This is a genomic window from Myxococcus sp. XM-1-1-1 (assembly GCF_020037095.1).
In the GTDB taxonomy this organism is placed as follows: domain Bacteria; phylum Myxococcota; class Myxococcia; order Myxococcales; family Myxococcaceae; genus Myxococcus; species Myxococcus fulvus.
The window spans coordinates 42,949-65,496 of record NZ_JAIQDH010000025.1 but is presented as its reverse complement, the minus strand read 5'-3'; the positions used below and the strand labels follow the sequence as shown (position 1 = coordinate 65,496).

Here is a 22,548-nt window from a genome sequence, read left to right as displayed (position 1 = left end):
CGCAGTGCGCCCGCGCGCAAGCACATCCATCCCCGGCACGGCTTCTTCCTGGAACTCGACAGAACAGCGGACCTAGGCTCCCGCCATGGACCTCATCGTCGAGAACGGACTCGTGTTCGATGGTCTGGGCAACCCACCCCGCAAGCTCCACGTGGGCATCCAGGCAGGCAAGGTGGCGCGACTCTCCGAGGGCCCCATCGAGCGCGCTCCAGGCACCCGGGTCATCGACGCCACGGGACACTGGGTGACGCCGGGCTTCATCGACTTCCACACCCACTACGACGCCGAAGTCGAGCTGGCCCCGTCGCTCTCCGAGTCCGTGCGCCACGGCGTCACCACCGTCGTCGTGGGCAGCTGCTCGCTGAGCCTCGCGGTGGGCAAGCCCGAGGACCTGGCGGACATGTTCTGCCGCGTCGAGGCCATCCCCTACGACACCGTCCGCTCGCTGCTCGAGGAGCGCAAGTCCTGGGACACGCTGGGCGGCTACATGGAGCACCTGGACCAGCTCCCGCTGGGTCCTCATGTCGCGTCGTTCCTGGGACACTCCGCGCTGCGCGCCCACGCCATGGGACTGCACCGCAGCCTGGATGCCACCGTGCGCCCCAGCGAGGACGAGCTGCGCCGCATGGAGTCGCTCGTGCGCGACGGCCTGGACCTGGGCTACCTGGGCCTGTCCATCATGACGCTCAAGTGGGACAAGATGGGCGGCTCGCGCGACATCCGCAGCCGCCCCCTGCCCTCCACCTACGCGCGCTGGAGTGAGTACCGCCGGCTCACGAAGCTCTTGCGCGAGCGCGGCCGCGTCTTCCAGGGCGTGCCCAACATCAGCACCAAGGTGAACGTGGTGCTGTTCCTGCTGGAGAGCATGGGCCTGTGGCGCAAGACGCTGAAGACCACGGTCATCTCCATGATGGACCCGCGCGCCAGCCGTGGCATCCACCGGCTCATTGGCGTGCTCTCGCGCGCGGCCAACACGCTCTTGGGCGCCAACTTCCGCTGGCAGGCCCTGCCCGAGATCTTCGACCTGTGGGCGGACGGCATCGACCTGGTCGTCTTCGAGGAGTTCGGCGCGGGCGCCGCGGCGCTGCACCTGCAGGACGCCGCTTCCCGCGCGGGCCTGCTCAAGGACCCCGTCTACCGCGCGCAATTCCGAAGCCAGTGGACCAACCGCTTCCTGCCGCGCGCCTTCCACCGCGACTTCAATCAATCGCAGATCCTCGAGTGCCCGGACAAAAGCGTGGTGGGCAAGTCCTTCGCGCAGGTGGCGAAGGAGCAGGACCGCGACGCGGTGGACGTGTTCCTGGACCTCATCGCCACGCACGGGGACGCGCTGCGCTGGTACACGGTGATGGCGAACGACCGGTTGCAGGAGCTGGAGTACATCTGCAAGCACCCGGACATCCTCATCGGCTTCTCGGATGCGGGCGCGCACCTGCGCAACATGGCTCACTACAACTTCCCGCTGCGCCTCTTGCGCCTGGTGCGCGAGGCCGACAAGCGCGGCGAGTCGTTCATGACGGTGGAGCGCGCGGTGCACCGGCTCACGGGTGAGATTGGCGAGTGGCTGGGCATGGACGCGGGCGTGCTCGCCGAGGGCAAGCGCGCGGACCTGGTCATCGTCAATCCCGAGGGCCTGGACGCGAAGCTCGACGCCATCGCGGAGGCGCCCATGGAGAACTTCGGCGGCTTCGTGCGCCTGGTGCGCCGCAACGACGCCGCCGTGAAGAGCGTGCTCATCTCCGGCCGCGAGGCGGTGAGTGACGGCGCGGTGTCCCCGGCGCTCGGCCGTGAGCGGGGCTTCGGCGGCGTGCTGCACGCCAACGCCTGACTCCTCCTGCCAAATCGCTGCGACAAGCCCGCTCAACAATCAGCTCAGCGTGCTCAACGAAGGGGCAGCTGCGGCCACGTCGAGACCATGCCGCAGGCCTCGGAACTCCCTTCGTTCCAAATCGGCGGCAGCATGCGTCGCGGGGCTGATCGTCTACAGAAACCTCCGCTTCGCCGAGCAGAAAGCCATCGCGGGGACCTGTTCTCGGCGCCCGCCCCGACAGCGGCTCGCCTGACGGCCCGCGTGCCGCGCAACGAACGTGGTGAGCGATTCGCGTCCAAACTGGCCTGTAGAAGTCAGCGTGAGGCTGCGCCCACATCTGTCCGGCAGGATGTACGTCCCACCGCGTGGACGGACTGTTCGCCGGTGACGTGGAAGGCGCCCCTTAGGAGTGCTCGGCCCGTCCATTGCAAACACCTGGACACCGCGACCGCATCTGGCGACGGCTGAGTCCTCTACCGGCAGGAGCCGGGCAGGTTCGGCCAGCGGCCAGGCGCTTCGCGAGACGATGTTCTCGCTAGCCACGAAAGCTCACCATGCCTCGAGCCTCCGACTCCGATACGCGGAAAGGGCGGCGCCTTTCTTGTCGAGTCGTATTCCTCACCATCCCAACAGCGGCGGCGCAGCCGGCCTGGAAGCCGCCCACCTCGGCCGAACCCGTGAAGGGGGGTTGAGGGGAGTCAGCGACCTGCCCCTGCCCCAAGCCTGACCCGTTCGTCCCGCTCAAGAGGTTCCCGAACTCCTTAACTGTTCTACACCTGAGCCACCCCATCCAGGGCGCTGCCTGACATTGCTCATCCACGCCCGAAAAAACCTCCTCATCCCACGTTACGGGACTGTCCACCCTGCGCGAGGGATAGGCCCTGCCCAACGCATCGAAAGACGAACACCATGACTCGACCAGCATTGCTCGGAACGCTCCTTGTCTGTTCATTGGGGGGAGGCTCCGCCCTTGCCTCCAGCACCACCGTGGACCTCGTCTCGCCTGCCCGGTGCACCCTTGCGTCGGGGCGACTCACACGCTGTGTGATTTCCACCCAGACGCTCGTCGGTGACACCTTCGCCACCGCCGTCCCCATGCGCACCGCATTCAATCGCGTGATGACGGGCAACTGCTCCACGCAATACCCGCTTGAGGTGACGCTGACTCCGAAGGACGAGGCCGGCCAGAAGTATGTCTTCATGTCCACGCCGCAGCATGTGGTCCGGGGGCTGGCCCGCCAGCACCTCAGCTCCATCGAGCTGAAGGACTCTTCCACGTGGACGCAGTACGCCGCTTTCAATGAAACCTGCCGCATCTCCCTGGACATCCAGTGGAACCAAGTGGACGTGGACAGCACCGCACAAGCCAATGCGATCCTCCAGCAACTCCAGGACGAGGCGAATGCCAGGAAGGTCGCTCGGGACAACCTCGCCTACCTCGTCGAATACAGCGCCGCCTTCGATTTCATGCAGGAACTGTCCAATCTCTTCTTCACCGCGCTCACCACCGAGTCCATGAATGACCTGCGCGCGCAGGCGAAGGACGCGGCGCCTATCATCTTCAAGACGACCATGGGCTGTGATGACACGCTGAACGACGCGGAGCGGGAGACGCTCGCCAACTTCTACTTCGCCCTGGGAACGCTCGGCGATGCAGGTGACTACACGAACGCGGACGGTACGCCCAAGACGCTGCGGGACTTCCTCGGCGCCGAGGCAAAGCCCATCATCGACAAGCTGGCGGCGCGCTCTGACGCGGGCGCCCAGGCCCAGTATCAGGCCGACTACCAGGTGGCGGCCCAGCAGTACGCCGCAGCCGAGGCGAAGCTGAACCTGGGCCGGACGCAGTTGGCCCCGTGGCTCACACCCTGACGGCGGCCCCCGCGCAATCCCGTTTAATCACCACCCATCCCGAGACGGGCCGGCGCATGCCGGCCCGTGAGGCATCCCATTCTCATGATGTCCAGACACAATCCCATCCGAAGATCCGGCCTTGCTGCCGCCACTGCGCTGCTGCTGGGCGCCTGCAGCCCGGAACAAACCCCATTCGGCGAGCCGACAGCCGGCGTCGAAGCCCTGCCCACCGCCACGCAGCGCCAGCCACTCGGCACGGTGCGACTCTGTGGCAAGCGCCACGAGAACCCCGACAGCTCTATCGTCTGTCAGGCTACCGAGGACGTCGCCAGCATCTACAACAAGGTATTGGTGGAGCAGATCAAGAACAAGTGCACCATCTTCACTCCTACCTCCTGGCAGAGCTGCATGGGGTGGCCCCCCGTGCTCTGGGCCGAAGCCACCACCATCGACAGCCAAGCGGAGTACCGGGCCCAAACCGAGCGCATCATGACGTTCTACCGAACGGCAAGCTCCCCGGACGTCACCATGCGCTCCTACGAGCTGAGCATCCAGAAGATGAAGAACGTCTCCGGGGGTACGTGGCTCGACAACTCCGATGACCTGGAGGCGCTGCGCAAGAGCAACAATCAGATCCTGGACACCGGCCTGTCCGACATCCTGAAGTTGAAGGCAGCCGAGGAGAACCGGGGCGCTGAGGCCGCGGCGGCCGACTCGCGGGAGATGCTCGCCAAGGTCCAACAGACCCTGGACGCACACAAAGCGCGGGTAGACGCGCTCCAGCCCGCCTATTCCGTCCTGGTGCAGCAGTTCGCCGTATACCGGACGAACGAACCGGTCATCCTGGCGCAGCTCCAAGAGCTGGTGCAGCGGGCCTCGGCGGCCACCCTGGTGACACTAGGCGATGTGCAGATGGAGCTGGTGCAGCTCAGCCGCGCGGAGAGCGCCGCCCCCCAGCAGATGCGACTCGACGCCGTCCGGATGTCCCGCCAGTTCGCCCACGAGGACTCCGTCCTGGAAGAGGAGTTGCGCCCCTATGTCGCATTCATGCAGGCGAACACCCTCGCGCGCCCCCAACTCGTCACCACGTCCGTCCGTGTCCTGGAGAGCGTGGTGTCCTATGCGGACTCGCGATATCAGCGCGTGAGCGACATCGTCCAGAAGACCCTCACTGGCATGACGCGCCGCCGGGAGGCGCTGGTAGCCCAGGCGGCTGACGCCGCTACCCGCCGGACGATGACGGACGCGGCGACCCTGGACGCATCGCAGAAGTTCCTGGCCGAGATGAACGCCCGCGTCACCCAAGTCGGCAAGCTGCCCCCGCGCAGCACGAAGCTCCGTCTGCACTACATGGCTGGCAAGCTTCTGGAGCACGAAGGTGTCCTGCAGTTCCAGCCCGTCTGCGCCCGCATCACCTCCACGCCCTGGATGGGTACGGGCTGCAATGCGCTGACGCTGCAGTACTCCAAGTCACGCACCTACGTCACCAGCACCATCCCCAATACCCTCCGGCTCAACATCTCCATGATGAGAAATGCCGGAGTCGATGGCGCGATGCTCACAGAGGTCGAGCAGCACCTCGCCGCCAACAACCTGCGCGCTGCCGTGACGGCCCATGACGTAGCAGTCCGCTCGTCAGAGGCCCTGTGAGCCTTCCCCGTCCGTTCCAAAGCCTCTGGAGAACTCCTTTCATGAAACGCATCTGGACCTTGTGCGCGACCCTCGTCGTGGCCGCGCTTGGTGTCACACCATGGCAGGCCTCGGCGCAAAGCCTGGCACGTCAGTACCGCATCGACTGGCAGGCCGTGTCGTACGTCAGTCAGCAGAGCTGTGCCTCCGCATCCATCGTCAACGAGGGAGACGCCTTCTTCCAGGTCAATGGCATCCCCATCCCGACATACACCGTCGCGGGGGCCTTCGTCCGCCGGCCGAACAGGGACGAGTTCAACCGTTTCCGGGCGGACTTCGGTGGCAGCCTGCTGCGCTGGGGCTCCAACGACTTCTTCTTCAACGTCTACACTCAGGGCGGCAACGACTACTGCACCCTCGCCGAGAACATCGTCAACCTGAACTCGGCCGGCCTGCAGGAGCGGCGCCTCTTCTACATTGTCCGTGATGGCAAGCCCTTCACCGGCGTGGCCAACGTCGCGCTGCAGCTGAGCGAGATCAACCCCACCCTGGCCTCCAGCCTGGCCTCGCTCGAGGTGGAGCTGATCCGCGAGTTGGACCGGCTAAGCCGCCTCAGCGACTCCCTCGACTCGGCACGAGCGCAGGCCGCCCAGCTCACGGCCCTCCAAGATGAGCTCAAGCAGTTGATGAGCCGCTCGCTGGACTCCATCACCGATGCCGAGCTGCGGACACTCATTGAGAAGTACAACACCGTCCCCTCCTCAGTCCGTGAGCGACTGGTCCAGTTCCTCAAGGACCTGAAGACGAGCATCAGCGAGCTGCGCGCGGAGATTGACCGCATCGTCGCGGATTTCCGCGGACAGGTGGACTTGCTGGACCGCTACACCCTGCCTACACAGCCCACCGGCGGCGTGGATCTGGACAATCCGGACACCTACTCACCAGACCTGAACGATGAACAGGTGAGCGAGGTGGAGGCGCCGGACGTCAGCTCTGGAGACCCGTTCGACCCAAACAATGACCCGTACCGGGCATTCGCGGATCAGATCATCGTGGAACTGCACCGGACGGTCAGCAGTGGCGTGGTGGTGGACCGTCAGGGATTCCTGTCCGTGGTGCGCCTGTGGCGCTTCAACCAGGACGTCTTCGAGCGGGGGCTGAAGTCGCGAGTGGGTGTGTCCACGGAGGAGTGGGGCGCCTTCCTCAACGCCCAGCAGTCTGTGCTGGCGGAAATTCAAGTGTACATGGGGGAGGGCGACTGGTTCCGCGACACCCCCGTGCGAGAGACCACCAAGGCCTTCGTCGCAATGCTGGAACAACGCGGTGACACGTCCGCCCAGGCATACGCGCTCAAGAACAACCTCAACCTCTGGCAAGGCACGGCGACAGCGCAGCAGAACCTGGTGCTCGATAGCCTGGAAGCGCTCCACGGCGGCTACCAGGCAATGAACGAAGGCGTCGCGGCGGAAGACCCGACAATTCCCACCACGCTCAACCGCCTGCTGGATGGCGCCGCCACGGCCGCGAAGATTGCGGCCACCGTCGCAATCTCGCTCAGTCCGGCGGGAGACTTCGTGGACCTGTGCGAGGTCGTCACTGGTAAGGAGCTCTGCAATCCGTGGGGTGCCGAGCTCTCGGTGAGTGACCGCATGGCCTCGGGCATGGGTCTGATCATCGGCAGCGGGCAGTTCTGGCGGATCGTCGGGAACACAGTAGGCATCGGCCTGGGCGCGGTCCCCATGGCCAAGATTGGCGGCTTCATCGACAGCTGCTCCGACCTCACCAAGGAGCAGCGGCAGGCCCTGGTCGCAAGGCTGAGCGAGGGAGTCCTCGAGCACCTGGATGGCATCACCGGCCAGCAGATCCTCAAGCTGCTGGACAAGACGATGAAGGACGAAGCCGTGAAGGTGCTTGCGCCGTATCTCAAGGGGCGCGGGCTCCAGGCCGCCTCCGAGCGGACGATGCTCAAGGTGGACGCAGTGTGGGTGGAGTTGGCAAAGACCAAGGGACTTGCCGCCCAGGGACTGCCGTCCGTCTACAAGCGGAGCCGGGCGGAGGTTCAGGAAATGCTGCGGTCCAGCGGTTTTGGATCTCCCGTTCGCGACATGAACGATAAGATTGTCGGGTGGAGCAACTTACCAGTGCTCGATCGCGGGCAGGAGATCTGGATGCACCCGGACCACTCCCTTATCCGCATCGACATGGTAGGCACTCCCAAGAATCCGTACCCGCAGGTCAAGAAGGAGATCGTCGAGAGCCAGGGGACCTACGGCAACAGCGACACGGTGGTGAAGATCGCGGACGACGGCATGCTGTCTCCGCTGGGCCCGAGCGAGGCCAAGAACTATATGGCGCAGTGGTTCAGCAAGCAGACGGGCATTCACGTCCTCCAAGTCAAGGAGATGGGAGCAGAGCTTGAGGCCCTGCTCAAGCCCTGGAGCTACGCTGTGCATATTGAGATCATCCCGTAGTTTCTGCTGTGCCTCTTGATGGACCCGGGCCAGCTTTCAGCTGGCCCGGGCTTTGCGACCATGTCTCCTCGAATTGTGACCTCCCAGAACGCGAAGCAACTTATTCGGCTGCGACAACTGGGAGAGCGGACCCTCCATCCGACCTATCGGGGGCAGTTACTGGCCTTCGACGCCAGGTCACGCCTGCTCGTCTCCATGGAGCAGGGCGGCAAGGGGCGACTCCGCTGGTGGGACCTCCAGGACGAATCTCCACGTCCTCGATCCGTCCAGTACCTTCCGGGCGGGCTCGCGGCGGTGGTCCTCCCGGATGCTCAGACAGTCATGTCGGTCACTATCGGAGGGCAACTCCAGGCATGGTCTGCGGCCAACGGCGGGGCGCTGCGCTCTGCCCCTCTTGGACTGACCACCCAGGGGATCGACCTGTCGCGCCAGGGAGACCTCCTGCTGGTAGCAGGGGTAATTGGAGATCTCCGCCTCTGGGATGTTGCCCACTGGCGGCCCCTCCGGGACCTAGAACCTGTCTCCACGCTGCTCTACGGCTGCGCCCTTTCGCCCGATGCGACGCTGGCGGCCGCAGGTGCGGCGGATGACCGGGGCGAGAACGGCACCCAGGGCTCGATTCGCCTCTGGGACGTGGGAACCGGGGCCTCTCGCGGGGCCATCTCCGTGCAGGCTTCCTATGTCTGGGCAGTGGCCTTTGCTCCGACGGGCAACCTGCTCGCCGCAGGGACGTCGACGGGAGAGATCGTCCTGGTCGACGTGATGAGTATGAAGGTTGTAGGAACCTGCAAGGGCCCGCCCGCTGGAGCCTGGCGCGTGAGCTTCAATTTCGACGGCTCTCTGCTCGCCGTCGGTGCTGATACGGGCGCCTTCGTCGTGCTAAGGACAGACGGGGGCATGCGCCTCTACGCCCATTCGGACGAGGACGATTCACAGGCAAGCGCCGCAGTCTTCTCCCCGGACGGGCGGTTTATCGCCTGGGGCGAGGGCTCGGCGCAGGTGGGGCTGTGGGGTGTTAAAGCGTAATTCTACACTACCGTCCCGCACTCACAAGTGAAGCCGGGGCAGGCGCTCCGCCAGTGGCGTCGCAGGGGGCTCTGGCGCATGGGTATGCCTATGCGATTGCGTCGCGATGCGTGACTGCTGCCTCATGAAATGTCATTTAATTGCTTCATCATCGTTGTGAACTATTCGGCACGGCACGCACAAAAGAGTTCTGCCCCAGGGTGCCTGGAGTATTGACATCTCCTTTGTGGCGAAGGATTCATCATGCTTGATCTATGGAAAGGAACTGGGACGTGAGACAGGTCGTATCGCTGCTGTGTGTATTGTCGCTGTTGGGTTGTGGTGAGGGACCGCAGTCGGCCGACGGGACGGCTGAGCCTGTCTCAGTCGTGGAGCAGGCCGCAAACGTGCCGGGCACCCACGGGTACGAAATCGAGCTGCCCATCTGGAACCTCGCGTTCGTGCCGTCCAACTGGGAGACTTATTCGCCCCCGGACGTTGGCTGGCTTATTCGGTCAAGGAGTGGGCCGAGTCCCGCCACGATGAACTGGGGAGGCGGCAACGCGCTATACAACATCCTGGAGTCTCACGTTCCCTATCTCGACTCGGTGCTTGCGCAAGGCACAAGCTATCAGGTCCTGGGCCACGTCACTGGCTTCTTCGCGAACATCCAGAATGGGAAGGTGCGCGGCTCGGTGCAGTTCGAGATAGGCCCTGGAGACCTGCGGCCTGCGGTCCAGGACGAGGTCGTGCTCGCACTGCAGACCTTCAACGGCACGGCGTGGACTGACGCCGCGGTCCGAAACCTGCCGCTGGCCGTCTTCTTCTACGGTGAGGTGGAGGCGATGCTGCCGCCAAACATTGAGGTGAGGTTCGAAATCCGGATGCGGCAGCGGCCCGAATGGCGGCGGTATGTGGCGTTCACCGCCGTCCGCATGTTCGGGGCGCAGTGCTACCCGGACTTTGCCAACGCGGGTAGTTGTCTGTAGGCCGGGAGTACGGGGTGTTTGCACGGGCTCAGGCTGGATTCATGAGCCCGGCCTGGGGGCAGGAGCATGAGACCAGGAGCGGGGCTTCGGCGGCGTGCTGCGCGCCAACGCCTGACGGCGGAAAATGCCGCGGGAATATCCGCGCGAAGGTCCGTTCCAGCCAGCGACACCGGGATTGAACCCCCGGCGAAGCACTCGACTGGAAAGGCACTGAATCATGACGCGTGGAACGAACCTGCTGTGGACCCTGCCGCTCACCCTGCTCGCCGTGGCCTGCGGCGAGGGCATGGAGGTGGCGCAGACGCCGGAGAACACCCCGGCGATGGAGGAACTGGGCGAGGCGAAGCAGGGCCTCGTCGTCACCGGACGCTGGGGCTGGGGCACGCCGGGCAACAGCGGCCCGGACCTGGACCTGGGTCCCTCCAACACCCAGACGTGCTTCCTCACGGGCGTGCGCGGAAACCTCAAGGGCCAGTCCGCCCACCCCTACAACCCCATCTCCAGCGTCGGCGTGTACGAGGAGGGCGGCCGCTGGAAGCTCAAGACGCGCGACGGCATCGGCACGGGCGTGGTGGGCGAGGCGACCTGTATCGCCAACACCGCCAACCGCGTGTCCATGAGCTGGTCGGAGTGCACGTCCTTCAGCTGTGCCTTCCCCTACGTGCCGGTGAACACGAATCGCCGCTGCTTCATCACCAGCATCTGGTCGCGCGCCGGCATGACGTTCCACTACCAGGGTGACTCCAAGCCGGGTCTGCTCGTCAGCAAGCAGACCATCTTCCCGCCCAACGGCGGCGCGTCCTACGACGCGTGGGTGCTCAAGGGCTGGTCGTCCGACGACGCGAGCGAGCCGGCCAACATGGGCGGCACCGCGCACTGCGTGGACTTCCCCGGCGGCGGCGTGGCGGATGGCTCGTGGGAGGGCAACGCCACCGTGCAGATGTGCAACGGCGCCTCCACCGTGGGCCTGCTGCGCGGCGTCTTCGGTGACTTCACCGGCGGCTACGAGGACGGCGTGACGCTCACCAAGAACGACGCCACCGGCTGGACGGACCTCAAGGTCACCAACGGCAAGACGGGCTACGTCAGCTGCGTCTGGTGAGCGGCGACCAACGCCACCACCTCCTCCGCGCAACCCCACGAAAGCGTGACGCCCGCGCCTCCGTGTCCGTAGTCATGCACCACCCAGCGCCCCGCGATGACCTCCGCCTCCAGCCTCACGGTGGGTCGTCCGGGGCGCAGCCCCACCTTGTGCTCCACCACGTCGAACACCGCGCCCGGCGGCAACAGCGGCGCGTTGCGAGCCAGGATGCCGCGCGCCGCGGCCGGGTCCGGAGTGAGTGAGCCGTTCCCCTCCTCCACCGTGCCGCCGAGGATGCAGTCGGCCGAGCGAGGAATCACGTAGGCGATGCCGCCCTCGTGCTCGTCGTCGAAGAGGAAGCGGTCCGTGGGCGGCGGCGACACGCGCAGCACCTCGCCCCGCACCGGATAGAGCGTCGAGTCCCCCACCACCTCGCGCGCTCCCAGCCCCGTGCAGTTGACCACCAGCGACGCGCGCGCCCAGGCCTCGTCGAGCGAGCGCACCTCGCGCTGGACAATCCTTCCGCCCAGCGCGCGCAGCCGTGACATCAGGAACGGCAGGTAGCGCGGCATCTCGATGACGGGCGCGGTGAAGTGATAACCCTCCAACAATCCTGGCGGCAGCTCCTCCGGCCTCGCGCGGCGGAAGTCGGGCACGCTGTCGCGCCACCACGGGTCCTCCACGTGGCGACGGAACAGCTCGACGCCGGAGACTTGCAGGATGCCCGCCTCGGGGTGCTCGTGCGCGAGCGAGGCCAGCACGGTGTATGTCCTCCTGGCCCAGGCGTTGACGCGCTCCTGCGGCCAGGCGCGGTAGGGATACCAGACGGCCGCCGCGACATCCGACGTCGTGTGCGGTGACACCTCCCGCGCCCACACCTCGACGGTGTGCCCCGCCTCCAGCAAGCGGATGCCGCAGGTCAGACCTGACACACCACCACCCAGGACGACGATGAACATGGGACCGCAGCCTACCGCGCGCGGCACGTCAGGGTTGACCCGCAGCGTCATCCGCGAGGCGGTGTGCGATTCGCGCCTCTATTTTCCACGGTTTGTCGACATCCGCGTCTTTGGCTTAAGACACACGAACGCAGTGCTGGCTTCGCGCCCCGGGACGCGAAGTGACGGGGAGGGTCCAGCGGATGGCCGCCGAGCTGGATGCACCAGGGAAGTCCACTCGAGGGCGACGCGCCCCTCGCCTGCGTGCGTGGCACCTCATCCCGCTGCTCGTGTTCCCGGCCATCCTCATCGCCCGCTCGGGGCCGCTGGCCCACCGCCGCCAGGAATTGCTCTGGCTGACCGACGCACGCACCCGGCCGCTGGAAGCGCGCCTCTCCGTCCCCGCCGCGGATGTGCACCGTCCCTACTCGCGTCCCCGCGAGGAGCGCGCCTCGGTCGCCGTGCCACTGCGAGAGCTGGCGCGGCTGGAGGAGCAGGCAGACCGCGCCGGCATCGCCGCGTCCTATCTGGTGCATGGCGACCCGCAGCAGGGGCTCGCGCACCTGCAGCACGCACAGCCGTCCCTGAACCGGGACAATGACCAGGCCGTGGCGCTGCTCCTGCTCGGGCGGCATGACGACGCGCTGGAGCGACTCGACACGCTGCTGGAGGCATCCGGGCGCCATCCCCAGGCCCTGTGGAACCGGGCGCTCGTCCTGCGGGAGATGGGGCTGCACCTGGTGTCGGCCTCGGTCTTCGACGAGGTGGCCGCGCTGGGCGAGGCGGGCTGGAGCAAGGAGGCCCGCGAGCAGGCGGCCGCGCTGCGGCGCTCCGTGACGCAGCGGATGGAGTCCTGGAAGCGCACCCACGCGGCCATGACGCGGCTGAGCACGGACGCACGCGCGCCCGTGCCGCTGGAGGAGGCTCGCCAGCATCCCGGCATCGCGCGCGGGCTGTTCTATGACGCCGTCCGCACCGCCCCTTCCTCCGCGCGGGTGACGGCGCTGCTGCCCCTGGCCGAGCTGCTCGACGGCATCCACGGCGGCACGGCGCTGGCCGAGTACACGCGCGCCACCGCCGCGCGGGACTTCACCCGTCGCGCGCCGCTGGCCGCCGAGTACGCCAGGCTCCTCGAGACGCGTGCTGCCGCCTCCGCGGACCTCCTCACGCGGCTGCGCGCCTCGGGGGAGGCCGATCTGCTGCTCGGCGCGAAGCTGCGTTCCCCCGACGCGCCGAGCCCTCCCGACGAATGGGAGTCGCTGGCCCGGAAGTGGAATGACCCCTGGGTGGAGCTGCTCGTCCAGGACGCGCTCGCGATGCAGGAGGGACTCGCGGGTGAGGCGTGGCAGGCGGACCAGCGGCTCAAGGCCGCGCTCACGCTGTGCCGGGAGAAGCGGCTGCGCCCGCGCTGCGCGGACCTCTTGCGCAAGGTGAGCCACCGGGCCACGTCCGCCAATCGCCTGCTGGAGGCCGACGAGGCGGCGCGCGCGAGCTGGCGCGAGGCGCAGTCCATGGGCGAGTGGGAGCTGGAGTCCGCCGCGCTGCGCGCGCTCTCGCAGGCCGCGCGCTTCCAGTTCCGCGTGGCCGCCGCTCGCGCCTACCTCGCCGAGTACCTGGCCCGGGCGCCCGACACCTGTGACGTGAAGAACTACGTCCACCGCAACGTGGCGGCCCTGGAGCTGATGCGGCTGCGGCCCCAGGAGGCGCGCCGAGCCCTGGTGCGCGCGCAGGAGTGTGGACCCACCGTCGGGCTCGTCGGCGCGTGGACGCTCACGGACCTGATGCGGCTGGACCGCAAGCCCCAGGACGAACAGCAGATTCGCGCGGAGCTGGCCCGGGCCCTCGCGGCCCGCGAGACACCCGGGCGAAGGATGCTGGCCCGGCTCGTGGAGGCGCGCTTCGAGCTGCTCCTGAACCGGAGCGTCGGCAACCAGAAGCTCGCCGCCGTCATCCGCGACGCGGAGCCGTACCTCTCCACCGATGCGGACGCGCGCGACGCGGCGGCGGTGGCCTACCAGACGATGGCCGTCACCGCGGGTGAGGCCGGGGCCTTCAAGGAGGTGCCGGACGTGGTGGCCAGGCAGCTCGGCGTGACACGGCCCCAGCAGTGCGCGCTCATCGCCGCGATGGAGGCCGAGCGCACGGTGGCGGTGGCGCTGGGGCCCCGGGGTCAGGTGCTGGGACACCTGGAAGCCTCGCGCAAGGAGCCGCTGGGCGAGGACCTGTCGGGGCTCGTGCCGGAGTCGCTCCTGGCCCTGCTGAGGCCCTGTCCCCAGGTGGACGTGCTCGCCGCGCCGCCGCTCGACAGCCGCGCCGGGTTGCTGCCGCCCGAGATGGCGTGGAGCTACCGCGTGGCGACGCGGACCGCCATCGCGCCCGACAGGAAGCCCGCGGCTCCGCTGCACGTGGTGGTGGCCAACGTGGAGACCCCCGCGGGGCTGGGACTCGCGCGCCTGTCCTCGTGGGAGTCGACGCCCGCGCCCGTCGGTCAGTCGATGGAGCTGTCGGGCGCGCAGGCCACGCCCTCGCGCGTGCTGGAGGCCATGGCGCGCGCCACCGACATCGAGTTCCACGCTCACGGCGTGGTGGACCGCAGCCTGTCCGAGGCACCGGTCATCGCGCTGGCCCCCGAGTACGACGGGCGCTACGCGCTCACCTCGGAGGCGCTGCGGCAGGTGAAGCTGGAGGGCTCGCCGGTGGTGCTGCTGGGCGCGTGCAGCGCGGCGCGACTGCCCCCCTTGCTACATCAGACGTCGTCGCTGCCCCAGGCCTTCGTGGGCGCCGGAGCGCGCGCGGTGTTCGCGGCGACGGTGGACATCCCGGACTCCGCGGGGCGCTTCTTCCAGGGCGTGCGAGAGCGCATCCACGGCGGCGCCACGCCGGCGGTGGCCTTGCGCGCGGAGCGGCTGCGCTGGCTGCGCGAGGTCAAGGGCGCGCCCTGGGTGAGCCAGGTCTTGCTGTACGAGTAGCGCCACCCACGGCCTTCGGGGAGGCCGCGGGTGCTGGTGAAGCAGAGCCGTGCCCGGGAGCACGCGCGAGGGGGAGGTGGACATGCACCACGCGGAACCGCTGGCCATCTACAGCCTGCACTTCGACCGAGGTGACGCGGACAGCGGCACGATTCCACTCTGGAATCCCGTCACGGACACCCGCTTGGGCGAGCTGCCGGAGTGGATTCGAAACCATCGCGCCGAGCCCGTCGCGTACGTGCGAGGCGCGCGCCCCTCCGTCCGGGTGTCCCTGCTCGCCAACCACTTCGTCCCCTCCTCCTTCGAGCTGAGCGCCTTCGGCCCCGCCCTCTCCACGCCGGGCAGTCCGGGCACGCGCATCCGCTGGCTCGGTCCCCATCCCGTGAGCCTGGATCGCACGGCGGGCTGGAGCACGCTCGCGGAGCCGGTGCCCTTCAACCGGCCGCTGCCCAACCACATCGGGACCCACGCGCTGGAGCTCCAATGGGTGGCGGAGTGGACGGACGCGGACGGCAGCCCGCGCACCCTCTTCCTCGGGGACAGCCAGCACGAGCTCTTCACCACGGGCGCGCCGATGCGCCACGGAGAGACGGGGGCGCCCGTCTCGGGGGCCTACGCGCCGCTGGTGCGCTGGTCCTCGCGCTGGTGCGCGGGGCTGGAGTCGCGCAAGGACATCTGCGACGCCGTGCTCCGGGGGCTCCCGGAGACGGGGCTGCGCTACGGCGTGCCGGCGTGGACGGTGCGGCACATGCTGGCGGTCGGCGGTGGCATGTGCGGCGGCTGGTATCAGCTGCTCCAGCAGCTGGCCAACATCCAGGGCGTCAGGCTGGAGGGGCGCACGCTGCACCTGATGCCTCGGGAGGACGCGCGCACGGACGAGGTGCGCTGGGAGGCGATGGTGGCGGTGGCGCCGGGCATCAACCAACCCGAGCCCAGCCGGCTGACGCGGTTGCACGGCCGCTTCCAGGACTGCGCGCACTACCCCTTCGCGCCGGACGAGCCGGTGGAGCTGCTGGGCCGCGTGGAGTCCCGCTATGCCTTCATGGCGGGCTGGGATGACGGCCACTGCCTGAACTTCCTGGAGGACTCCGGCCGGCTCTACCTCTACGACGCCTGCTTCCGCAGCGAGCCGGTGGAGCTGGACATGCCGCTGCCTCCCGCGGACGGCAGGCCCGTCCGACTGGGGAAGGACTCCTCGCTGCGTCGTCGCTACCTGCACCCCACCCTGCCGTTCCTCATGGGAACGCTGCGAGCCCAGGGGCGACTCTGGGAGGTGGACCTGGAGCGCAACGCGTTCGGCATCACCGTCGGGACGGAGCAGGTCCCAGAGATAGACATCATGTGGACACGCTAGGAGTTGTCATGCCGACGATACGCGAGCAGCTCAGGCGGATGGTGACGGAGCGCGACGTCCCGCCGCGAGGCTTCGGCTGGGCAGAGCTGATGGAGGCCTTGGAGGAGTTGGAGGACGCCGCGAAGCCCCTCGCGGCGGCGCCCCTGGAGGGCGAGGACGTGAGCGCGCTGGTGGAGCTGCTGAACCAGAAGGGCCGACTGCCCATGCGGGGACAGACACCGGCGACGCACTCGATGCCACCGGAGGAGCTGCTCCAGCTCAAGGCGCTGAAGATCCTCGAGCAGGCGGGACGCATCGACCGTGCCCAGGACGTGCTGGAGCGGCTCGACCGCGAGCCCGGCTCCCCCGCCCTGAAGGCGATGGCGCGACGGCTGCTCAACCGGGGCGGCGGAGAGGAGCCGGCGTAGGCTCACGGGACTCCGGCCGGGGAGTCCACGACACGTCGGGCCCGGGCACGGCGAAGGACTCGTGGACCGTGGCGGCACCGCCCTCCGGGGAGTGATGGGTGAACCACCAGCCCACGGGAAGGAGCAGCAGCTCACCGGGCAGGAGCTCCACCTCCAGACGCGGCACCCCTTCCGGCACCGACGACCTGGCGCCCAACACGCGGTGCAACGCATACGCGGGGAGCAACTCCAGACATGCGCGACCCTGGACCTGACACAGCAAGGTGTTGCGGCGCACGGGCGTCAACGCGCGCGCGGCGCCCGGCGCGTCCCGCCACTCGACCGAGGGGGACTCCGGGGCAACCAGTCCCACGGATGAGCGCGTCACCACGGGGAGGTTCTGGAAGTAGTAGCGCTCGAAGAAGTCCCCGGGCGACAGGTGCTCGTGTCGGTCGATGCGCGCGTGTCCCTCCGACTGCCGATGGAGGTCTCCATAGAGGTCGAGCAGTCCCTCCAGCTTGCGCTGCATCGCCACGGCCCGCGCGGCGCCCTGGAAGCACGGGTCCTCCGCCTCCGCGTGCACCGCGGCGCGCGCGAGCTCCGGGTCGACTCCGGCGCGCGAGAGCACGGCCACCAGGTCCTCGACCTCGGAGCCTCGCAGCAGGTTCTCCACCACCCAGCGCCGCCACTCCGGCGCGAGCACGTCCGGCTTGCCTGCCTCCGTCATCGGGGAGCCCTCTCCGGCCTGGGGCCAATCCAGTAGTCGCGCCACTCCACGTTGCGCTGGGGTCTGTCGAAGCTGACGAACGTCACCGACATGCTCACGTCCAGCGCCTCCACCGCGTGCCACCAGCCCACCGGAATCAGCAGCGTGTCTCCCGGCCCCACCACACACGAATGCAGTGTGGCGCGCGCGAAGCCGGGGTAGCGCGTCAGGTCCGGGGCGCGGATGTCCACCGCGCTGTAGAGCCCCCGGTCGTTGTAGAGGCGGGGCGTCTCGCAGGGCGGCAGGAGCCAGAAGCGCTTGCGCCCCAGCACCTGGCAGAACAGGACGTTGAGGTGGTCGTGGTGGAGGTTGGACACCGTGCCCGCGGGACCGAACCACAGGTGCACGCTGTCCGGCGCGCTCAGGTCCGGATGGATGTAGCCCGCGGGAGGACGAAGGTCCTGGAGCAACGGTCGGAACGCGGGGCGCAGGAGCAGGCTGTTGCGCGCCACCAGGTAGACGTCGTCGGAGCCTCGCGTCCCGCGCACGTGCGTCACCAGCTCTCGCAGGAGCCACGTGCGGCGCAGGCGCTCGGCGTGGAAGTCCGGGTCCGCCTCCGCGTCCCGGCCCGCCATCACCTCGACCGGCTCGTCACCGAAGCGCTCCTCCAACCACTCCGGCGTCCACCGCGTCCGTGCGGGCCATTCGTCCAGGAGCCCCTCGATGACGACGGGCTGGTTGCGCGCGTAGTAGCGCTCGAAGAAGTCCTCGGCCGGAAGCCCGTGACACCGCTCCACCGCCGTGGGCGTGGGCCCCGGGTGGCGCTGGGCGTGCAGCGCGGCGCGCGCCGTCAACAAGGCCTCCAGCTCGTCGCGCAGGGGCGCGGAGCGCTGCCCGTGACGCACCGCGGGGTGCTCGGCGATGGTGCGCACGGCCTCGTGGGCCCGGGGCTCGGACAGCCCCAGCGTGAGCAGCACCTCGACGAGCCGGGCGGACCCCACCCCCGCGGTCAAGTTTTCCGCGAGCCAGGAACGCAGGGACGCCGGCAGGGTCTCGCTGTCGTCACGAGTCATGTTTCGCGCGGTGCGATATACCACCCACGAAGGCAACCACGTTGCACTGGGGATGGCATGACGACGTCCAAGGAACCTGCTCCAAGAATCGTTCCGAATCCTCCGCCCAACCCGGCCACGCGGCAGGCGCCGCGCATCGTCCCCAACCCGGGAGGGCATTCCGCTCCCTCCGTGGAGAGGACGACGCCCACCGAGCCGCCGACCACGCCGCCGCTGAAGAAGTGACGACGCCCGCGGGCCTCATCCGAGCCTCCACCACGTGTTGCCTCCCGCGACGTCGAACTCCTGGAAGGTGACGGACACGCTGACGTCGAGCGCGTGCACCCAGTGCCACCAGCCCGCGGGAATCAGCAGCATGTCACCGGGCTCCACCACGACTTCGAGCACGTCGGCCTCGCGATACAGGGGGAAGCGCGTGAGGTCGGGGTGCTCGGCGTCGACCTGGCTCCACACCTCCAGGTGGCTGTAGACGTGGTGGGTGTGGAACGAGGGGATGAGGCGGAAGCGCTTGCGTCCATGCACCTGTCCGAACAGGACGGTGCCCAGGTCGTGATGCAGCTGCGTCAGCGTGCCGGCGGGGCCCACCCAGAGCTTCACCGCGCCCGGCCGGTCGGAGGCGCGCAGGAGGCCTGACGGGTAGCGCACGTCGTCGAGCAGGCCGCGCAGCTCCTCGCGCTCCAGCGCGAAGTTGCGCGCCGTGAGGTAGAGGTCGTTCGACGGCCCGCCCTCCTCCAGGCGACGGAGGAACTCCTCGAAGCGCATCACCGCGCGGCACGCGTCCGGGTCCAGGTCGTGGTCCACGCGCGCCTCCCGGCCGGCCATGACCTCCACGTCCACGTGGCCGTAGCGCCGGGCCAGGGACGCTGGGCGCCAGTGCTCCATCAGGGGCCAGTCGCGCATGAAGCCCTGGAGGTGCACGGGCTCGTGGGCCAGGTAGTGGCGCTCCATCAGCGCCGGGATGGAGAGGTCCGTGTGACGCGCCAGGTGGCGGTGTCGACCGGATTGACGATGGAGCGCGACGCGGGTGTCGAGGAGCGAGAGGACGTCTTCGTGTCGGGTGAGGTGGCCACGTCCCATCGACACGGCGGGATGCTGCTGGACGGCCTCGACGTGAGCGTGCGCCTCGGACAGCGGCACTCCCGCGGACACCAGGGTGTCCACCAGTCGCGTCGGGGCCACGCCTCGCGCGACGTTCTCGGCGAGCCACGCTCGCCACTCCGGATCCAGGCTGGATGAAGCGACGTCCACCATGCCCCCATCGCTGTCGCGTGCGCGGGCCACTCTACCGAATCCGCGTCTGCGTGCGTGGCGCGTGGCGCCCCGTCGCTCGCACCGTCCTGGAGCGGCCGGGAGGCACGGTGGGACAGCACGACGCGCGCACTCCCTAGATTGAGGGCCGAGAGGACACGCGATGACACCAGCCCACTGCCGGTTCCGTTTCGTCCGCACGCTCGCTGGCCTGGGTGGCCTGACAGCGTGGCTGCTCACCCTCGCGCCCACGAGCGGGCTGGCACAGGACGACGATGATGACGAGGAGGCGGTGGCGCCCCAGGTCGCCTGCTACACGGCCGCGAGCCAGGGCGGGCTGACGGACGACTCCGCGGCCACCCAGCTGTGTCGCGGCGCGCGCTCCTCCGCGCCGGCGAAGTGCTTCCTGCGCGTGCAGGAACAGGGCTCGCTGACGCAGGCGCAGGCGCTCCAGCTCTGCCAGTTCGCCACCGCTGAGGACGACCCGGCCGCATGCTATCTCCAGGCGCGAGGCAAGAGCTTCGGCGACGACGCGCGCCTGCTCCAGCTCTGCCAGCCTCCGGTGACGGAGTTCCTGCGCTACTGCCCCGTGCCCGTGCAGTAGGCTGACGCACCTGTCGCCCCGATACGGGCTAGGGTGGCGTCATGACGGTGCAGCCGCCCTCCGAGGATGAGCTTCCCACGGCCCGTGAGCTGGAGCAGGACGAGGCCAGCGCCACGCCCACGTCGCGCCTGCTGCTTCCCCCCGGCAACGAGCCGCTCGCCATGCTCGCGCGCCGAGGCTTCCAGGCCACCGTCGCGCCGCTCGACCTGCCCTTCCCCGCCGACCTGGACCCGAGCCGCGCGGAGCGGCTGGTGGAGCGCCTGGGCCACTACGCGTTCCGACTCTTCCTGCGCGGCGCCATCCTCCGGCGCGGCAGCTTCACGCCCCAGGAGGCCACCCGCTACCTCGAGGAGGACCGCGCCACCGCCTTCGCCGAGGACCTGGTGTCCATGGACCTCGCCACGCGCGAGGAGGCCGGCCGCTACCGCCTCACCCACCCCGCCCTGAGCTTCGGCGGCACGCTGGAGTGGTACGTCGCGCACGAGCTGCGCGAGCGACTGCGCTTCGATGTGGCCGCGGGCGTGAAGTTCCACGCGCCCGACGTCGGCGGAGACCTGGACGTGGTGGCGAGCGCGGAGGGCCGCCTCGTCTACCTGGAGATGAAGTCCTCGCCGCCCAAGCACCTGGCGCCGGACGAGGTGGGCGCGTTCTTCCGCCGCGTCCGCGCCCTGCGCCCCCACGTCAGCGTCTTCGTCATGGACACCGCGCTGCGGCTCTCCGACAAGGTGCTGCCGCTGCTGCAAGCGGAGCTGAGCGTCCAGCCGCCTCCCCCACCCCGGCGCATCGTCCGCGAGGTGTGGGCGCTCACGCCGCACCTGTACGTCGTCAACGCGCGACAGGACTTGATGGGGAACATCGGGCTGGCGCTGGCGGAGGGCTTCCGCGCGCTCGCGCCGCCCGCTCCGTGAGCCCGCCGGTCCGGGGCGAGCTCACGAAGCCGACTTCAGACGGACTCAGTGCCGGGGGGCACGGGCCTCGCGGCCCCGGGCACGCGCGGCCTTGGAGAGCGCATCCGCGCCCTGCTCGTCCCCGCGCATCCACTCCTTCATCGCCGGGACGACCTGCTTGCTCCACGTCTTGCCGACGCGGACCTTGAGGAAGTCGTTCACCAGCGCGTCCACCATCGCGGAGAGCTGCTCGGTGAGGAACAGCCGCTCGCTGAGCTGGTCATCCTCCTCCTCGCTCATCAGCGCGGGCAGCTTCGCGGCGCGGATGTCGAGGAACTCCGAGTCGATGGTGGCCTCGTACTCCTTCTCGCCATGGGTGAAGCGGATGCGCGCCTGGGCCACCAGCAGGCCCTTGTCCAGCGCGTGCTTCACCTGCTCCGAGTACGGCGCCAGCGTGCCCTTCGCGCTCAGCTCCGTGACGTCGCCCGCCACGCCGCGCAGGATGATGCGACCCATGAAGAGCACGTTGACGCCCGTGCCCTCCAGCTCCACCAGCGCGTCACCCGACTCCGAGCGCCAGAGCATCCACGTCAAGAGCTCGCGGCCCAGGTACGCGCGGCCTCGCAGGAGCTGCTCGCGCGCCTGCCCCTTCTCCACCTCGGCGACGTCCTTCGTCTCCTCCGTGGAGGCGCCGTCGACGCCGATGTCTCCTCGCGCGAAGGCGGCATCCGCCCGCGCCTGCTCACGCCTCGCCATGCACCACCTCCGCCCCGGCACCCGCCGGCAGGTCCATCCCGATGAGCTCCGCGGTGGGCCCCAGGGCCCCCTCGTCGATGCCCGACGCCTGCGCGATGGCCGCCGGCGTCAGCGCGACGAGCTTCAGCCCGAGCGCGTTCTCCAGCGCGATGAGGATCTCCTCCACCACCTTGCGCGACGCGGCCCAGATCTGCAGCTGCTGGGTGTTCTGGTTCCAGCTCACGTCCAGCACGTTGGTGCGGGGCGTGGTGCGCGTGCGCAGCATCTGCTTGATCTGCGCCTTGGCCTGCGTCTTCTCCGCGCGCGACGCGGGGCGGTCGTTCTCCGCCTCGAACTGGGTGGTCCACTTCGCCAGCTCCGCCTTCATCGCGGCGGCGGGGACCTTCAGCGAGTCGATGCGGAACGAGAACAGCGCGTACTCGCCATAGAAGACGCGCCCGACGGAGAAGTCGACGGCGTCCGCGTTCTCCAGCTCCACGAAGCCCGCGGCCCGGTCATCCTCGGAGCGGCGGTCGATGGGCTCGAACGCGTTCGCCTTGAGGCCCCGCGGGAGCGAACGCTTGATGTCGGAAGGCGCTTCCTTCGACGGTTCGACCCGGAAGCGCGAGAAGGTGACGGCACCACGTAGGACTGGCATGGGGCGCGGCAGGATGGGGGGCGCGGGCGACCTCGTCAAGGCACTCCTGGTGCTCTCCTCGGACGGACCCTCTCCGGGATTCTCATGCTTTCTAGAATTTTCTGATGAAGCCCGCGTCTGCGGGCTGTCACCCCTGTCCGGGCGTGACAGC

19 protein-coding genes are annotated in these 22,548 nt (G+C 68.7%); 13 read left to right on the top strand and 6 right to left on the bottom strand.

Annotated features, from left to right (window positions below; translation table 11 throughout):
- The first annotated feature begins 85 nt into the window (after positions 1–85).
- The 7 genes from K8640_RS35080 (at position 86) to K8640_RS35050 (ending at position 10,860) form a co-directional block, all read left to right on the top strand.
- A complete protein-coding gene (locus tag K8640_RS35080) occupies positions 86–1,828 on the top strand; it encodes an amidohydrolase family protein (RefSeq protein WP_223751061.1) in 1,743 nt (580 codons plus the stop codon).
- Positions 1,829–2,854: 1,026 nt separating this feature from the next.
- Positions 2,855–3,682 (top strand): hypothetical protein, encoded by an 828-nt coding sequence (locus K8640_RS35075; RefSeq protein ID WP_223751060.1) that lies wholly within the window; start codon positions 2,855–2,857, stop codon positions 3,680–3,682.
- A gap of 84 nt (positions 3,683–3,766) precedes the next feature.
- Positions 3,767–5,314 (top strand): hypothetical protein, encoded by a 1,548-nt coding sequence (locus tag K8640_RS35070; RefSeq protein ID WP_223751059.1) that lies wholly within the window; start codon positions 3,767–3,769, stop codon positions 5,312–5,314.
- Positions 5,315–5,355: 41 nt separating this feature from the next.
- Entirely contained in the window at positions 5,356–7,764 is a 2,409-nt protein-coding gene (locus K8640_RS35065; RefSeq protein WP_223751058.1) for a hypothetical protein, read from the top strand.
- Between the two features lie 60 nt (positions 7,765–7,824).
- On the top strand, positions 7,825–8,790 hold the full coding sequence (locus tag K8640_RS35060) for a WD40 repeat domain-containing protein (protein WP_223751057.1): 966 nt from the start codon (positions 7,825–7,827) through the stop codon (positions 8,788–8,790).
- A 272-nt stretch (positions 8,791–9,062) separates the two neighbouring features.
- A complete protein-coding gene (locus K8640_RS35055; protein ID WP_223751056.1) occupies positions 9,063–9,758 on the top strand; it encodes a hypothetical protein in 696 nt (231 codons plus the stop codon).
- A 217-nt stretch (positions 9,759–9,975) separates the two neighbouring features.
- The gene (locus K8640_RS35050) at positions 9,976–10,860 is read left to right on the top strand and encodes a hypothetical protein (protein ID WP_223751055.1); all 885 of its coding nucleotides are present in this window, start codon (positions 9,976–9,978) and stop codon (positions 10,858–10,860) included.
- Here K8640_RS35050 and K8640_RS35045 read toward each other — a convergent pair.
- Entirely contained in the window at positions 10,839–11,798 is a 960-nt protein-coding gene (locus tag K8640_RS35045; RefSeq protein WP_223751054.1) for an FAD-dependent oxidoreductase, read from the bottom strand. The two genes, K8640_RS35050 and K8640_RS35045, sit on opposite strands and share 22 nt — an antisense overlap.
- Positions 11,799–11,980: 182 nt before the next feature.
- On the opposite strand from K8640_RS35045, the gene K8640_RS35040 reads away from it, so the two are divergent.
- The 3 genes from K8640_RS35040 (at position 11,981) to K8640_RS35030 (ending at position 16,507) form a co-directional block, all read left to right on the top strand.
- A complete protein-coding gene (locus K8640_RS35040) occupies positions 11,981–14,746 on the top strand; it encodes a CHAT domain-containing protein (RefSeq protein ID WP_223751053.1) in 2,766 nt (921 codons plus the stop codon).
- Positions 14,747–14,828: 82 nt separating this feature from the next.
- Entirely contained in the window at positions 14,829–16,100 is a 1,272-nt protein-coding gene (locus K8640_RS35035) for a hypothetical protein (RefSeq protein WP_223751052.1), read from the top strand.
- An 8-nt stretch (positions 16,101–16,108) separates the two neighbouring features.
- The gene (locus K8640_RS35030; RefSeq protein WP_223751051.1) at positions 16,109–16,507 is read left to right on the top strand and encodes a hypothetical protein; all 399 of its coding nucleotides are present in this window, start codon (positions 16,109–16,111) and stop codon (positions 16,505–16,507) included.
- Here K8640_RS35030 and K8640_RS35025 read toward each other — a convergent pair.
- Both K8640_RS35025 and K8640_RS35020 read right to left on the bottom strand, forming a co-directional pair.
- Entirely contained in the window at positions 16,476–17,213 is a 738-nt protein-coding gene (locus K8640_RS35025) for a hypothetical protein (RefSeq protein WP_223751050.1), read from the bottom strand. The two genes, K8640_RS35030 and K8640_RS35025, sit on opposite strands and share 32 nt — an antisense overlap.
- The gene (locus K8640_RS35020; protein WP_223751049.1) at positions 17,210–18,205 is read right to left on the bottom strand and encodes a cupin-like domain-containing protein; all 996 of its coding nucleotides are present in this window, start codon (positions 18,203–18,205) and stop codon (positions 17,210–17,212) included. The genes K8640_RS35025 and K8640_RS35020 overlap by 4 nt, the downstream gene beginning before the upstream one ends.
- A gap of 117 nt (positions 18,206–18,322) precedes the next feature.
- On the opposite strand from K8640_RS35020, the gene K8640_RS35015 reads away from it, so the two are divergent.
- The gene (locus K8640_RS35015; protein ID WP_223751048.1) at positions 18,323–18,490 is read left to right on the top strand and encodes a hypothetical protein; all 168 of its coding nucleotides are present in this window, start codon (positions 18,323–18,325) and stop codon (positions 18,488–18,490) included.
- Positions 18,491–18,505: 15 nt separating this feature from the next.
- On the opposite strand, the gene K8640_RS35010 is transcribed toward K8640_RS35015, so the two are convergent.
- Positions 18,506–19,546: a cupin-like domain-containing protein gene (locus K8640_RS35010; protein ID WP_223751047.1), complete on the bottom strand. Its 1,041-nt coding sequence runs from the start codon at positions 19,544–19,546 to the stop codon at positions 18,506–18,508.
- Positions 19,547–19,676: 130 nt separating this feature from the next.
- Here K8640_RS35010 and K8640_RS35005 point away from each other — a divergent pair, with 130 nt between their 5' ends.
- Positions 19,677–20,117 carry a hypothetical protein gene (locus K8640_RS35005; protein ID WP_223751046.1) on the top strand — a complete coding sequence of 147 codons (441 nt, stop codon included), beginning with the start codon at positions 19,677–19,679 and terminating at the stop codon, positions 20,115–20,117.
- A gap of 41 nt (positions 20,118–20,158) precedes the next feature.
- Entirely contained in the window at positions 20,159–21,025 is an 867-nt protein-coding gene (locus K8640_RS35000) for a hypothetical protein (protein ID WP_223751045.1), read from the top strand.
- A 45-nt stretch (positions 21,026–21,070) separates the two neighbouring features.
- Here the strand turns inward: K8640_RS35000 and K8640_RS34995 are convergent, their stop codons facing one another.
- Both K8640_RS34995 and rdgC read right to left on the bottom strand, forming a co-directional pair.
- Positions 21,071–21,760, bottom strand: coding sequence for a hypothetical protein (locus K8640_RS34995; protein WP_141322863.1), 690 nt, complete (start codon positions 21,758–21,760; stop codon positions 21,071–21,073).
- Positions 21,747–22,397, bottom strand: coding sequence for a recombination-associated protein RdgC (gene rdgC, locus K8640_RS34990; protein ID WP_141322884.1), 651 nt, complete (start codon positions 22,395–22,397; stop codon positions 21,747–21,749). The genes K8640_RS34995 and rdgC overlap by 14 nt, the downstream gene beginning before the upstream one ends.
- Positions 22,398–22,548 lie beyond the last annotated feature (151 nt).